Annotated in this window: 11 protein-coding genes and 1 pseudogene; 6 read left to right on the top strand and 6 right to left on the bottom strand. The window is 71.3% G+C overall.

The features are described from left to right. Positions 1-110 precede the first annotated feature (110 nt). The 3 genes and pseudogenes from ABTX62_RS23515 to ABTX62_RS23525 form a co-directional block, all read left to right on the top strand. Positions 111-242, top strand: a pseudogene (locus ABTX62_RS23515) (DUF3027 domain-containing protein); the annotation flags it as partial. A gap of 124 nt (positions 243-366) precedes the next feature. After that, the gene (locus ABTX62_RS23520) at positions 367-3,495 is read left to right on the top strand and encodes a sacsin N-terminal ATP-binding-like domain-containing protein (protein WP_352118035.1); all 3,129 of its coding nucleotides are present in this window, start codon (positions 367-369) and stop codon (positions 3,493-3,495) included. A 185-nt stretch (positions 3,496-3,680) separates the two neighbouring features. After that, on the top strand, positions 3,681-4,547 hold the full coding sequence (locus tag ABTX62_RS23525) for a DUF5707 domain-containing protein (RefSeq protein WP_352118036.1): 867 nt from the start codon (positions 3,681-3,683) through the stop codon (positions 4,545-4,547). Positions 4,548-4,841: 294 nt separating this feature from the next. Here ABTX62_RS23525 and ABTX62_RS23530 read toward each other — a convergent pair whose 3' ends face one another. From ABTX62_RS23530 to ABTX62_RS23540, 3 genes are all read right to left on the bottom strand, one after another. Continuing rightward, positions 4,842-7,235 (bottom strand): HAD-IC family P-type ATPase, encoded by a 2,394-nt coding sequence (locus tag ABTX62_RS23530; RefSeq protein WP_352118037.1) that lies wholly within the window; start codon positions 7,233-7,235, stop codon positions 4,842-4,844. A 133-nt stretch (positions 7,236-7,368) separates the two neighbouring features. Next, positions 7,369-8,214 (bottom strand): class I SAM-dependent methyltransferase, encoded by an 846-nt coding sequence (locus ABTX62_RS23535; protein WP_352118038.1) that lies wholly within the window; start codon positions 8,212-8,214, stop codon positions 7,369-7,371. A gap of 277 nt (positions 8,215-8,491) precedes the next feature. Further along, a complete protein-coding gene (locus ABTX62_RS23540; protein ID WP_283971873.1) occupies positions 8,492-8,770 on the bottom strand; it encodes a DUF2530 domain-containing protein in 279 nt (92 codons plus the stop codon). Between the two features lie 117 nt (positions 8,771-8,887). Between ABTX62_RS23540 and ABTX62_RS23545 the strand changes: the two genes are divergently transcribed. After that, a complete protein-coding gene (locus ABTX62_RS23545; RefSeq protein WP_352118039.1) occupies positions 8,888-10,339 on the top strand; it encodes an NCS2 family permease in 1,452 nt (483 codons plus the stop codon). On the opposite strand, the gene ABTX62_RS23550 is transcribed toward ABTX62_RS23545, so the two are convergent. Further along, positions 10,309-10,536 carry a ribbon-helix-helix protein, CopG family gene (locus ABTX62_RS23550; protein ID WP_352118040.1) on the bottom strand — a complete coding sequence of 76 codons (228 nt, stop codon included), beginning with the start codon at positions 10,534-10,536 and terminating at the stop codon, positions 10,309-10,311. The two genes, ABTX62_RS23545 and ABTX62_RS23550, sit on opposite strands and share 31 nt — an antisense overlap. A gap of 154 nt (positions 10,537-10,690) precedes the next feature. Here ABTX62_RS23550 and ABTX62_RS23555 point away from each other — a divergent pair, with 154 nt between their 5' ends. Next, positions 10,691-11,128, top strand: coding sequence for a MarR family winged helix-turn-helix transcriptional regulator (locus tag ABTX62_RS23555; protein ID WP_352118041.1), 438 nt, complete (start codon positions 10,691-10,693; stop codon positions 11,126-11,128). A 27-nt stretch (positions 11,129-11,155) separates the two neighbouring features. Then, entirely contained in the window at positions 11,156-12,529 is a 1,374-nt protein-coding gene (locus tag ABTX62_RS23560; RefSeq protein ID WP_352118042.1) for an MFS transporter, read from the top strand. A gap of 17 nt (positions 12,530-12,546) precedes the next feature. Here the strand turns inward: ABTX62_RS23560 and ABTX62_RS23565 are convergent, their stop codons facing one another. Further along, positions 12,547-13,134, bottom strand: coding sequence for a Uma2 family endonuclease (locus tag ABTX62_RS23565; protein ID WP_352118043.1), 588 nt, complete (start codon positions 13,132-13,134; stop codon positions 12,547-12,549). A gap of 97 nt (positions 13,135-13,231) precedes the next feature. Beyond that, a complete protein-coding gene (locus tag ABTX62_RS23570) occupies positions 13,232-13,753 on the bottom strand; it encodes a GNAT family N-acetyltransferase (protein ID WP_352118044.1) in 522 nt (173 codons plus the stop codon). Positions 13,754-13,758 lie beyond the last annotated feature (5 nt).

The following is a 13,758-nucleotide window of genomic DNA, read 5'->3' on the forward strand; positions in this document are numbered from 1 at the left end:
CGTCCTCGGATTCGGGGTCGGTGTCACCGGCCGCGGACGCCGACACGGAGGAGCTGGGTCACTCGTAGCCGCCCGCGGCCCGCCCGGCTCCGGGGCCGCACCCCCCCGGCCGTCCGCCCCAGCCCGCCGCCCCGGTCATCGACGAGACCCGGGTCGACCCCTTCCCGCTGCGCCCGTCCTCGGATTCGGGGTCGGTGTCACCGGCCGCGGACGCCGACACGGAGGAGCTGGGTCACTCGTAGCCGCCCGCGGCCCGCCCGGCTCCGGGGCCGCTCCGCCCCCGGCCGTCCGCGCCGGACGGGGGCACGGCGGGTGCTCCCCAGGCGGTACCTTCGTCCTCACGTCCACGAGGAGAAGGAACGGAACGTGAGCAGCAAGTTCGTGCGGCCCGCCGCCGAGGGGGCCGATCCGTTCGGTACCGCCCGTCTGCGTCGCGGTGTCCTCGACGCCTGGGCCACCAGCCCCGCCCGGTTCCGCGAGGACGCCAATGCCGAGGAGGACCTGGTTCTCGGCGGCTACCGGGACCGGCTCGTCGTGGAACTCGCCCAGAACGCGGCCGACGCGGCGGCCCGGGCCGCGGTGCCGGGCCGGCTGCGGCTCACCCTGCGGGACGGGGTGCTCGTCGCCGCCAACACCGGAGCACCGCTGGACGCGGCCGGGGTCGAGTCGCTGTCCACCCTGCGGGCGTCGGCCAAGAGGAACTCGGGGGACACGTCCTCCGTGGGGCGGTTCGGCGTCGGCTTCGCCGCCGTCCTCTCCGTCACCGACGAGCCCGCCGTCGTCGGCCGGCACGGCGGCGTGCGGTGGTCGCTGGCCGAGGCCAGGGCCCTGGCCGCCGAGACCGCCCGGCACAGCCCCGGCCTCGGGGACGAGGTCCGGCGGCGGGACGGGCACGTCCCCCTGCTGCGGCTGCCCTACGCCGCCGAGGGCACCGCCCCCGACCCGTACGACACGGCCGTCATCCTGCCCCTGCGGGACGCGGCCGCCGCCGACCTCGCCGAGCGGCTCCTGAAGGCCGTCGACGACGCCCTGCTGCTCACCCTGCCCGGGCTGCACGAGCTGGTCGTCGAGATCAACGGCGAGAAGCCGCGGACCCTCACCCGCCGGACCGACGGGCCCTTCACCGTCGTCGACGACTCCGCCCACGGCGTCACCCACTGGCGCAGCGCCGCCGCCCACGGCCCCCTCACCCCCGACCTGCTCGCCGACCGGCCCGTCGAGGAGCGGCTACGGCCCCACTGGTCCGTCACCTGGGCCGTGCCCGTGGACAGCGACGGCAGCCCGGCCCGGCCCCGCACCAGCGCGGTCGTGCACGCCCCCACCCCGAGCGACGAGCCGCTCGGCGTCCCGGCCCTGCTCATCGCCTCGTTCCCGCTGGACTCCACCCGCCGGCACGCCGCCCCCGGCCCGCTGACCGACTTCCTGGTCCGGCGCGCGGCCGACGCCTACGCCGAACTCCTCGGCCACTGGCGGCCGGTGACCTCCGGGATCATCGACCTCGTGCCCGGGCCGCTCGGCAAGGGCGAACTGGACGGTGCCCTGCGCCGGGCGATCCTGGAGCGGCTGCCGCGGACCGCGTTCCTCCCGCCCGCCCTCCCGCCCCGCGAGGACGACGACCTGCCGGATTCCCTGCGGCCCCGGGACGCCGAGGTCGTCGAGGGCGCGGGCGCGGACACCGTGCGGGTGCTCGCCGAGGTGCTGCCCACCCTGCTGCCCGCCGGGCTGGAGCGGCGCGCCGAGCTGCGGACCCTGGGCGTCGCCCGGGTCCCGCTGACCGACGCGATCGACCGGCTGGCCGGACTGGAGAAGGAACCCGGCTGGTGGCGGCGGCTCTACGACAGCCTGGCCGGGACCGACCCGGAGCGGCTGTCGGGGCTGCCGGTCCCGCTGGCGGACGGCAGGACGACCATCGGGCCCCGGCAGGTGCTCCTGCCCGGCGCGGAGGCCGCCCGAATCGACCCCGAGGTGCTGGCCCGGCTCGGTCTGAAGGTCGCCCACCCGGATGCCGCCCATCCGATCCTGGAGAAGCTCGGCGCCCTGCCCGCGACCCCCCGGGCCGTCCTCACCACCCCGCAGGTCCGGACCGCCGTCGCCGCGTCCCTGGACGACGAGGGGGGTGTGAACTGGGAAGAGGACGTCCTCGACGCCGACGAACTGGCCGACACCGTGCTCGCGCTGGTGCGGGACGCCGGCCTCCAGCCCGGTGACGAGCCCTGGCTCGGCGCGCTCGCCCTGCCCGACGAGGACGGCGAACCGGCCCCGGCCTGCGAACTGGTCTACCCCGGCGGTCCCTTCGCCCAGGTCATGCGCGAGGGCGAACTCGCCTGCGTGGACGCCGAACTGGCCGCCAAGTGGGGCGAGCAGCCGCTGGCCGCCTGCGGTGTCCTGGTGGACTTCGCGGTCGTCCGCGCCACCGACGTCGTCCTCGACCCCGACGAACTGGAGCCCCGCGAGGGCGACTTCGCCGAACCCGACGACGCGGGCCTGCTGGACGCCGTCGACGTGTGGTGCGAGGACATCCTCGACCGCTTCCCGGACAGCCCGGTGCCGCCGGTCGCCACCGAGATCCTCGCCGTACGGGACCTGGACCTGGTCGACGAGGACAAGTGGGCGCAGGCGCTCGCGCTGCTGTCCCGGCCGCCGCTCAGGGACGCGATCGTGCAGCCCGTGCGGATCCTGCTGCCGGACGGGACCCACGAGGCCGTCCGGCCGTACACCGCCTGGTGGCTGCGCGGCAACCCGGTGCTCGACGGCCGCCGCCCGGCCGGACTGCGGGCCGCCGGCGGCGACCCGCTGCTGCGCGGGCTGTACGACGAGGCCGACGCGACCGGGTTCGAGGACGAGCAGGTGCTGCGGGCCCTGGGGGTGCGCACCTCCGTCGCCGCGCTGCTGGACGAGCCGGGCGGTGCCGCCGAGCTGCTCGACCGGCTCGCCGACCCCGCACGGGAGGTGACGGGCGCTCAGCTGCACGCCCTGTACGGGGCGCTGGCCGATCTGGACCCCGAGCAGGTGACCCTGCCGGACGACCTGCGGGCCGTCACCGACGGCCGGGTGGAGGTCGTGGACGCGGCCGACGCCGTGGTGTGCGACTCACCCGACCTGCTGCCGTTCACCGAGGGCGTTCCGCTGCTCCCCGTACGGCCGTCACGCGCCGCCGGACTGGCCGAACTGTTCCAGGTGCGGCGGCTGAGCGAGTCCGTCACCGGTGAGGTCACCTCCGAGGGCACCGAGCACGACGTACCGGAGCCGGTGCGGGTGCTGCTGGGCCGGCGGACCCTCTCCACCTACGTGGAGCACGAGGAACTCGTCGTCGACGGCGTGGAGATCGACTGGCGGCTCACCGACGACGGTGTGCTGCACGCGGCCACGCTGGAGGGTGTCGCCGCGGGGCTCGCCTGGGCGGCGGGGCAGTGGCCGCGGCGGTTCGAGGTGGGGGCGCTGCTGGAGGACCCGTCCCGCACGGAGGAGCTGGCGCGGGACCGGTGGTTCGACTGACCGGAATCGACCGATTCAGTGGAGAGTTGGGGCTGTTGGTGAAAACTGGCGCACGTATTTTTCACCTGCCGTACAACCAAGCGCACTGCTGAACTATCTGATCATGCGAGTCAACAGACTCCACGATCACTTGGGCCCCGAGAGCCGACGACGAGCACCGGGGCCCCTCTCCAACTGGAGAACGCATGCGTATCCGAGCCACCGTGGCCGCCGTCACCGGCGCCCTGGCCCTCTCCGCCCTCGCCGTGCCGGCCGCGCAGGCGGACAACCCGACGCCGGACCTGGCGTCGCTGGTCCCGTCCACCTCGAAGGCCACGCCGTTCACCGCCGCCGCTCCGGCGGACGAGTCCCTGGGCGACACCAAGATCACGGGTGTGACCGTCAACGGCGGCAAGAACATCGTGGTCGGCACGACGGCCAAGAAGTCCTTCACCGTCTCCGTGACGGCCACCGACCCGGAAGGCATCCAGGACGCCTTCGCGATGCTGTGGCACGGCCCCGACGTCGAAAGCGCCGACGGCGCGATCGTGCCGGAGAGCCTGGACGACGAGCAGGTCGGAAAGTGCACCAACTCCAGCGCGACCACCGCCACGTGCAAGGTCACGCTGATCGCCGACCCGAACGACAACGTCTACAGCAACATCCTGGCCGGTACCTGGAAGGTGTGGGCCGCTGCCGCCGGTAACGACGGCGACTACGTGATCCGCGAGGCCTACAAGACGGCCAAGGTCCAGCGGTACTCCAAGCTGACGGTCAACGCCTCGCCGGAGCCGGTGAAGAAGGGCCAGACCATCACGGTCACCGGCAAGCTGTCCCGCGCCAACTGGGACGACAACAAGTACCACGGCTACACCAACCAGTCGGTGAAGCTGCAGTTCCGCAAGAAGAACTCCAACACCTACACCACCGTGAAGACCATCAAGTCCAACTCCACGGGCGGTCTGAAGACCACGGTCAAGGCCGCCACGGACGGTTACTTCCGCTACTCCTTCGCGGGCACCACGACCACCCCGGCGGTCAACGCCACGGGTGACTTCGTCGACGTGCGGTAACACCGTTCGCGCGACGACGTGAAGTAGCAGCGCCCCGCGAGGGGAGCGGGCGACCGCGCGATCAGCCCCGTACGGGTCGCGGACGGAACCCGGCGGAAAGCCTCACGGCCCGAGCCGAGCGCAAGGGGCCTAAGGGGTCCTTTCACTATGAGCGTCCGATCAGGGCACCTGGTCTGGTGCCGTGCATCGCAAGGCGCCGGGAAGCCCTCGTAGCGGAGCTACTAGGGCGTTTCGGCAACGCGGCGAGGTGCGGTGCCAGGCCGCGCGACCCGGACGGGCATAGTGCAAGGACCCCTAAGCGGGAAAGCGGCGGTCCACCCACCTCCACAGGAGTTCCAGGGTGGCCGCCGCCACCGCCGCGACGCCGACGGCGGTCCACGGCATCGTCACCCCGACCAGCTTCAGCGCGAAGAAGTGCTGCAACCACGGCACGATCAGCACCAGCAGGAACGCCCCGGCCATGGACGCGACGAGGGCGACACGCCACCAGGTGTAGGGCCGGGCGATGATCGCCAGCACCCACATGGAGATCAGGAAGAGCGTCAGCGTCGCCACACTCGTCTCCGCGTCCAGCGCCCCCGCACCCGTGTAGTGCTCCCGGGCGATCAGATACGTCGCGAAGGTCGCCACCGCCGCCACGACCCCGCCCGGGATCGCGTACCGCATGACCCGCCGTACGAAGTTCGGCTTCGCGCGTTCCTTGTTGGGCGCGAGCGCCAGGAAGAACGCCGGGATGCCGATGGTCAGCGTGGAGAGCAGGGTCAGGTGGCGCGGCAGGAACGGGTACTCCACCTGCGAGCACACCACCAGCACGGCGAGCAGCACCGAGTAGACCGTCTTGACCAGGAACAGGGTCGCCACGCGGGTGATGTTGCCGATGACCCGGCGCCCCTCGGCCACCACCGACGGCAGCGTCGCGAAGCTGTTGTTCAGCAGCACGATCTGCGCGACCGCCCGGGTCGCCTCCGAGCCGGAGCCCATCGCCACGCCGATGTCGGCGTCCTTCAGGGCGAGCACGTCGTTCACCCCGTCACCGGTCATCGCGACCGTGTGCCCGCGGGACTGGAGCGCCCCCACCATGTTCCGCTTCTGTTGCGGGGTGACCCGCCCGAACACCGTGCCGTCGTCGAGGGCGTCGGCCATCCCGTCCTGCTCGGCGGGCAGCCGGCGCGCGTCGACGGTGGTGCCGGACAGCCCGAGCTTGGCGGCGACCGCTCCCACCGACACCGCGTTGTCACCGGAGATGACCTTGGCCCGGACGTCCTGGTCGGCGAAGTAGCGCAGGGTGTCGGCGGCGTCCGGCCGCAGCCGCTGCTCCAGCACGACCAGGGCGGTGGGCCGCGCCCCCGTCGTCACCTCGGAATCGCCCAGATCCCGCGCGACCCGGGCGAGCAGCAGCACCCTGAGGCCCTGCTCGTTCAGCCGCCCGGTCTCGGCGAGGGCCGGATCGTCCTCCGCCAGCAGCACGTCGGGCGCGCCCAGCAGCCATCGGCTCGACCGCCCGTCGCCCTCGCTGAGCGCGGCCCCGCTGTACTTGCGGGCCGAGGAGAACGGCAGGGCCTCGGTGCAGCGCCAGTCCTCGACCGCCGGGTAGGTGTCGATGATCGCCTTCAGGGAGGCGTTCGGCCGCGGGTCCGACGCGCCGAGCGCGCCGAGCACCTTGCGTACGTACGTCTCGTCGGCGCCCTGCAGCGGCCGCAGCCCGGTGACGTCCATGCCGCCCTCGGTGAGGGTGCCGGTCTTGTCGAGACAGACGGTGTCGACCCGGGCCAGCCCCTCGATCGCGGGCAGCTCCTGCACCAGGCACTGCTTGCGGCCGAGGCGGATCACGCCGATGGCGAAGGCGACCGAGGTGAGCAGGACCAGGCCCTCGGGGACCATCGGGACGATGCCGCCGACCGTGCGGGCGACCGAGTCGTCGAAGGCGTTCTCCTTGACGACCAGCTGGCTGATGACCAGGCCGATCGCGGTCGGGACCATCATCCACGTGACGTACTTGAGGATCGTGGAGATGCCCGAGCGCAGCTCGGACTGGACGAGGGTGAAGCGCGAGGCCTCCTCGGCGAGCTGGGCGGCGTAGGCCTCCCGGCCGACCTTCGTCGCCTGGAAGGCCCCGCCGCCCGCGACCACGAAGCTGCCCGACATGACCTGGTCGCCCGGATGCTTGACGACCGGGTCGGCCTCGCCGGTGAGCAGCGACTCGTCGATCTCCAGCCCGTCGGCCTCGACACAGACGCCGTCGACGACGATCTTGTCGCCGGGCCCGATCTCGAGCAGGTCGTCCAGCACGATCTCGGAGGTGCTGACCTGCGCGGCGGTCCCGTCCCGGCGTACGGTCGGCCGCACCTCGCCGATCAGCGCGAGCGAGTCCAGCGTCTTCTTCGCCCGCCACTCCTGGACGATCCCGATGCCGGTGTTGGCGAGGATCACGAACCCGAACAGGCTGTCCTGGATCGGCGCCACCACCAGCATGATCACCCACAGCACGCCGATGATCGCGTTGAAGCGGGTGAAGACGTTCGCACGGACGATGTCGACGGTGGACCGGCTGCTGCGCACCGGCACGTCGTTGACCTGGCCGCGTTCCACCCGCTCGATGACCTGCGCACCGGTCAGGCCGGTCTCACGGGAGGTAACCGTCGCCGGCCGCGCGGAGTCGGTCCGGGCACCCGTGTCGAGATGCGTCATGCATTCGACGGTACGTGCGGTTTTGCCGCTTCACCCGCTGAATGCGGCGAAGATCCGACCTCAGGCCGACGGACTTCGTGCCGTGGTCGTACGGGAGTTGTACGCCGTAGGACCCCGGTGCCACGTCCCGGGGTCAGCCCGCCCGGCGTGCGGTGAACAGCAGGTACTCCCACTCCAGGACCGTCCCGTCGGAGCCTGTGCCGAGGTCGCCGTCGCGGGCGAGGTCCACCAGGGCGCCGTCCAGGGCGGCGGCGCGTTCGGGCTCACCGGCGATGTTCTTGTAGACACTGATGGCCGGGCCGTAACGCTCCTTGAAGTAGTCGCGGAACATCTCGGGCGTCTCGAAGCGGTCGACCCGCACCGTGCGGCGCTCGGCCCTGACGTCCGTGACCCGGTCACCGAGGAGGGCGCGCACATGGTCCTCGTCCCCCCACAGCGGGGGCGGCAGGGCACCCGGCGGGGGCGGTGGCGCGTACGGCTTCATCGCGGCGAACATCCGGCCGATGAAGCCCTGCGGCGTCCAGCTGAGCAGCCCGACGGTGCCGCCCGGACGGCAGACCCGGACGCATTCGTCGGCGGCCCGCTGGTGGTGTGGGGCGAACATGACGCCCACGCAGGACAGCACGGTGTCGAACTCCGCGTCGCCGAAGGGCAGGGCCTCGGCGTCGGCCTCCCGCCAGGTGAGGTCCGCGCCCCGCTTCCCGGCCTCCCGGCGGCCCGCTTCGAAGAGCTCCGGGGTCAGGTCGGCGGCCACCACGTCCGCGCCGGCGAGGGCCGCCGGGATCGCGGCGTTGCCGGAACCGGCGCCCACGTCCAGCACCCGCCGGCCGGGGCCCACCCCGCACGCCTCGACCAGGATCGTTCCCAGTTCGGGGATGACCTCGGCGGCCAGGGACGGGTAATCGCCCTGGGCCCACATCGCCCGGTGCTTGGACTTCAGGGCACGGTCGGCCTCGGCCGCGCTGTCTCGCATCGTCATCGCCGCACTCCTCACCGGTCGGGCGGCGGTTTCGCGCCGACGGTTCTCGAGCGTTTCGCCGCCTTGTACGAGCGTAGGGAGGGGGCGGAGGCGTGTCTCGGCGAAGAGCGGGCTAGGGGGCTTCTGATGGATCTCCGCGGCGTCACGACGCCCGGCACGCACGCTCGCCGCACGCCGTGAACGGACAGGTGGCTCCGCCACATGACCGTTCACGGCGCACGCCGATCGCACGCACCGAACGCCGCTCCTTCTTCCACGTAGATCCATCAGAAGCCCCCTAGGGCGCTTCGGGCGTCGCCGTCAGGTGCTCGTCGGACGCCGCCCGCTTGATCGCGGCTTCACGCCTGCGGACGTACCAGATGCCGATCAGTCCCAGCCCGGCGCCGGCCAGGCAGGTCCACACCCACCAGGTGTGGCCGTGGTCGTCGAACCAGCCGTAGAAGGGGAGCTGGACGAGGAAGAGAACGAACCACAGGATCGTGCCGCCGGTGACGGTGGCGACCACGGGGCCCTCCAGGGGCTCCGGCGCCTCGTGTCGGGGGGTCCATTTCGCCATGGGGACAGCTTACGAGGCGATCAGATCTACGCGCGGAGATGGCCGATCGCGGTCTTATACGTTCATACTGAAACGGTTTGTGTCTGTCCACTTCTCTTCGTAGGAAACACCAAACACATGTCCTCCTCGGCTCCCGCCAAGGTCCCCGCCCCTGAACAGCCGGGAGCCGGGCCCACGTACGGCTCACTCGACCGCTTCTTCCGGATCTCCGAGCGGGGCAGCACCCTGTCCCGCGAGGTCCGGGGCGGTCTCGCCACCTTCTTCGCGATGGCCTACATCATCGTGCTGAACCCGATCATCCTCGGCAGCGCGAAGGACATGTACGGTCACCAGCTCGACAACGGTCAGCTGGTCACCGCGACGGCCCTCACCGCCGCGCTCACCACCCTCCTCATGGGCGTCATCGGCAACGTCCCGATCGCGCTGGCCGCCGGCCTCGGCGTGAACTCCGTCGTCGCCCTCCAGCTCGCCCCGCGCATGTCCTGGCCGGACGCGATGGGCATGGTCGTCCTCGCCGGGTTCGTGGTCATGCTGCTGGTCGCCACGGGACTGCGCGAACGTGTCATGAACGCCGTGCCCTACGGGCTGCGCAAGGCCATCTCCATCGGCATCGGCCTGTTCATCATGCTGATCGGGCTCGTCGACGCGGGCTTCGTCTCCCGCATGCCGGACGCCGCCCAGACCACCGTCCCGCTCCAGCTCGGCGGCGACGGGCACCTCAACGGCTGGCCGGTGCTCGTCTTCGTCCTGGGCGCCCTGCTGACCCTCGCGCTCATCGTGCGCAAGGTCTCCGGCGCGATCCTGATCTCGATCGCCGCCATGACGGTCCTCGCGGTCGTCATCAACGCGGTGGCGAAGGTGCCGAGCTGGGGCCTGACCACGCCGAACTGGCCCGGCAACCCGGTCGCGAGCCCCGACTTCGGGCTGATCGGGCAGGTCAGCCTGTTCGGCGGCTTCGGCAAGGTCGGCATGCTCACCGGCGTGCTCTTCGTCTTCACGGTGCTGCTGTCGTGCTTCTTCGACGCGATGGGCACGATCATGGGCGTCTCCGACGAGGCGAAGCTGACCGACGGCGAGGGGCAGATGCCCGGCATCAACAAGGTGCTGTTCGTCGACGGCCTCGCGGTCGCCGCCGGCGGCGCCAGTTCCTCCTCCGCGACGACCGCCTTCGTCGAGTCCACGGCGGGCGTCGGCGAGGGGGCCCGGACCGGTCTCGCGAACGTCGTCACCGGCGGCCTCTTCGCCGCCGCCCTCTTCCTGACACCGGTCGCCACGATGGTGCCGTCCCAGGCGGCCACGCCCGCGCTGGTCGCGGTCGGCTTCCTGATCATGGCCGGTTCGGCCAAGGAGATCGACTGGGCGGACTACACCATCGCCGTCCCGGCCTTCGTGACGATGCTGATGATGCCGTTCACCTACTCGATCACCAACGGCATCGGCATGGGCTTCATCACCTTCGTGGTGCTGCGGCTGGCGGCCGGGCGGGGCCGGGAGGTGCCGGTGGCGATGTACGTCGTGTCGGCGGTGTTCGCGTTCTACTACCTGATGCCGGCGCTGGGTCTGACCTGATCCCCGTCACCGGGGTCGGATGATCCGTAGAACCGCTCCGTCTCCTCGACGGCGGCCTGGAACCGCTGGTCGAAGTCATCGCGAATGAGCGTCCGGACCACATGGTCCTGGACGCTCATTCCCCGTTTCGCGGCCTGGTGCCGGAGCCGTTCGAGCAGGTCGCGGTCTATTCGCAGGCTGAGCACACTGGTCCCCATGACCAAGAGGGTCGCGGCACCGTTCGGTACGGTGAGGGGCGTTCCGCAGCTCTATCACCCATATGAGTGATGTCACGCTTCAGTGGCGGGGGTCACGGCCGGTCTGCGCGTGACCACTGGTCTTTAGTTAGAGTAATGAGTTACGCTAAAGAACATGCCGGACCTCACCCATGGCGACGACGTAGCCGCCGTGAACTCCCTCCGATCCGCCGTGATGCGCCTGTCCCGTCGGCTCAAGCACCAGCGGGTCGACGAGTCGCTCAGCCCCACCGAGATGTCGGTGCTGGGCACCCTGTCCCTGTGCGGCAAGGCCACACCGGGCGAGCTCGCCCGCAAGGAACACGTCCAGCCCCCGTCGATGACCCGCATCGTGGCGCTGCTGGAGGCCAAGGGACTGGTCCGGCTGGAGCCGCACCCCGAGGACCGCCGCCAGAAGGTCGTCACACGCACGGAGCAGGCCGAGGCCATGCTTCAGGAGAGCCGCGCCAAGCGGAACGCGTTCCTGGCCACGCTGGTGGCAAACCTCGACGACGACGAGTGGGCGAAACTCCGCGCCGCCGCCCCCGTGCTGGAGAAGCTCGCGCACCTGTAAACCGTATGCAGCAAGGAGGCGAACCCTTTGAGTTCGGGACCCGGAGCAGCTTCCGCCCCCGCACCTGACCCCCACGACTCCCCGCCCACCCCCGGCACACCCGCCGCCCGGACCGCCCGCACGTCCTCGATGTTCTCCTCCCTGAAGGTGCGGAACTACCGCCTGTTCTTCATGGGACAGGTCGTCTCCAACATCGGCACCTGGATGCAGCGCATCGCCCAGGACTGGCTGGTGCTCAGCCTCACCGGCTCCTCCACCGCCGTCGGCATCACGACAGCGCTGCAGTTCCTGCCGATGCTGCTCTTCGGCCTGTACGGCGGTGTCCTCGTCGACCGGCTGCGCAAGCGGCCCGCGCTGCTCGTGACACAGTCGGCGATGGCCCTCACCGCGATCGCCCTGGCCTTGCTCACGCTCACCGGGCACGTCCAGGTGTGGCACGTGTACGTCGCCGCGTTCGCGGTCGGTCTCGCGACCGTCGTCGACAACCCGGCCCGGCAGTCCTTCGTCTCCGAGCTGGTCGGCCCCGGCCAGCTGCAGAACGCGGTCAGCCTGAACTCGGCGAACTTCCAGTCGGCCCGCCTGGTCGGCCCCGCCGTCGCGGGCCTGCTCATCACCGGCGTCGGCACCGGCTACGCGTTCCTCTTCAACGGCCTGTCCTTCATCGCGCCGCTCACCGGCCTCCTGCTGATGCGCGCCCGCGAACTGCACACCGTCGAGCGCGCACCGCGGGGCAAGGGACAGCTGCGGGAGGGCGTGCGCTACGTCACCGGCCGCCCCGAACTGATCTGGCCGATCGTCCTGGTCGGCTTCGTCGGCACGTTCGCCTTCAACTTCCCCGTCTACCTGTCGGCCTTCGCGGACGACGTGTTCCACGCGGGAGCCGGCGCGTACAGCATGTTCAACACGCTGATGGCGGTCGGCTCGGTCGCGGGCGCCCTGCTCGCCGCCCGGCGGGGCACGGCCCGGCTGCGCCTGCTGATCGTGGCGGCCATGGCCTTCGGCGCACTGGAGATCCTCGCGGCGACGACCCCCGCGCTGTGGATGTTCGCGCTGCTCATGGTCCCGCTGGGCCTGTTCGGCATGACGGTCAACGTCACGACGAACACCAGCATCCAGATGTCCACGGACCCGGCCATGCGCGGCCGCGTCATGGCCCTCTACATGATGGTCTTCCTCGGCGGCTCCCCGGTCGGCGCCCCCGTCGTCGGCTGGGTCACCGACACGTACGGCGCCCGGGTCGGCCTCGCGGCCGGCGGCGCGGTGGCGGCGATCGCGGCGGCCGTCATCGGCCTGATCCTGGCCCGCGTCGGCAACCTGCGCCTCTCGGTCGGCTGGTACGGCGGCCACCCCCGGGTGCGGTTCGTGCCCCGCGAGCAGGATCAGCTGGTCCCGGCGGCGTAGGGCCCGATCGGGCCCGGTCAGTCCCGGGGGAATTCGCCGGTCGTGAGGACGAGGCCGACCACGGTGCCCGTCAGGTCGATCTCGTCCCCGAAGTCCAGGCTGAGCTCGCCCCGGTACTCGCCGTCCTTCGGTTTGGTGTGCAGATGCCAGCGGCCGGTGTACGGATCCACGATCAGGTACACCGGCACACCGGCGACGGCATACGCGTCCTTCTTGGGGCCGTAGTCGTTGGCGCCGGTCTTCTTGGAGATCACCTCGGCGACGAACTCGACGTCCTGGTAGCGCCACAGCCCCTTGGCGTTCTTCGCCGCGCCCTCCGCCATCACGGTGATGTCGGAGGCGAAGCCGTTGAGGTGGCCCGGGTAGTCGACACGGACGTCGGACTTCACGCGCTTGCGCGGATACTTGCCGCGCAGCTGCTCGACGATGTCCAGGATGATGTCCCAGTGGGTGTCCCGCTGAGGCGCCATGAAGATGTTCCCCCCGACGATCTCGACCTTGTAACCCTCGGGGACGGGCATCGTCTCCACCCACTCGAACATCATGTCGAGGGTGAGTTCGCCGCTGCTGTCGGCCATCTCGATCCTGTCTGCAAGGACGGTCATCGTGGCGCTCCTCCCCGGCCGTGCCCCGTGGACGGACTCGGCCGCGCGGTACAACGATACGCACGGTGACCTGGACACGCCCGGGTCCGGAGGCCGCCTACACCCGCCGGGCCAGCAGCTGGCCGGGCCAGTCGTTCTCGCCGACCGTGAAGGCCTCGGTGCGGGTGAAGCCGTAGGCCTCGTAGTAGCGGACGAGCTTGCCGTCGTCCCCGGCGTAGCAGTCGACGCGGAGCAGGGAGACCCCGGCGCGGCGGGTCTCCTCGGCGGCGTGGGCCAGGAGGGCACTGCCCACGCCGCGGCCCTTGAAGCGGCGGTCGGAGGCCAGCCAGTGGATGTAGCGCTCGGGTTCGCCGGGCTGCGGGAGATGGGACAGGTGGGCGCCCGCCGAGCCGGTGAGCGTCAGGGTGCCGGCGGGGACGCCGTCCACGTCGGCCATGTACACGCTGCCCTCCGCCATGTACCGGCCGACGGACTCCACCGTCTTCGGGCGCTGAGACAGAGGCCGCGTCCCCCACTGTCCCGTGCGCCCTTGGGAGACCAGCCACTCCACGCAGCCGTCGAGCATCGCGAGTATCGAGGGAATGTCGTCGGGCCCGCCGTCCCGGATGGTGATCCGCATGGCCT

This window comes from Streptomyces sp. NPDC096046 (genome assembly GCF_040303285.1).
Lineage (GTDB): Bacteria > Actinomycetota > Actinomycetes > Streptomycetales > Streptomycetaceae > Streptomyces.

Coding starts and splice junctions, on each gene's coding strand:
- ABTX62_RS23550 (WP_352118040.1), bottom strand. CDS start 10,536: ATGGGGACCAGTGTGCTCAGCCTGCGAATAGACCGCGACCTGCTCGAA.
- ABTX62_RS23545 (WP_352118039.1), top strand. CDS start 8,888: ATGTCCTCCTCGGCTCCCGCCAAGGTCCCCGCCCCTGAACAGCCGGGA.
- ABTX62_RS23530 (WP_352118037.1), bottom strand. CDS start 7,235: ATGACGCATCTCGACACGGGTGCCCGGACCGACTCCGCGCGGCCGGCG.
- ABTX62_RS23535 (WP_352118038.1), bottom strand. CDS start 8,214: ATGACGATGCGAGACAGCGCGGCCGAGGCCGACCGTGCCCTGAAGTCC.
- ABTX62_RS23540 (WP_283971873.1), bottom strand. CDS start 8,770: ATGGCGAAATGGACCCCCCGACACGAGGCGCCGGAGCCCCTGGAGGGC.
- ABTX62_RS23525 (WP_352118036.1), top strand. CDS start 3,681: ATGCGTATCCGAGCCACCGTGGCCGCCGTCACCGGCGCCCTGGCCCTC.
- ABTX62_RS23565 (WP_352118043.1), bottom strand. CDS start 13,134: ATGACCGTCCTTGCAGACAGGATCGAGATGGCCGACAGCAGCGGCGAA.
- ABTX62_RS23555 (WP_352118041.1), top strand. CDS start 10,691: ATGCCGGACCTCACCCATGGCGACGACGTAGCCGCCGTGAACTCCCTC.
- ABTX62_RS23570 (WP_352118044.1), bottom strand. CDS start 13,753: ATGCGGATCACCATCCGGGACGGCGGGCCCGACGACATTCCCTCGATA.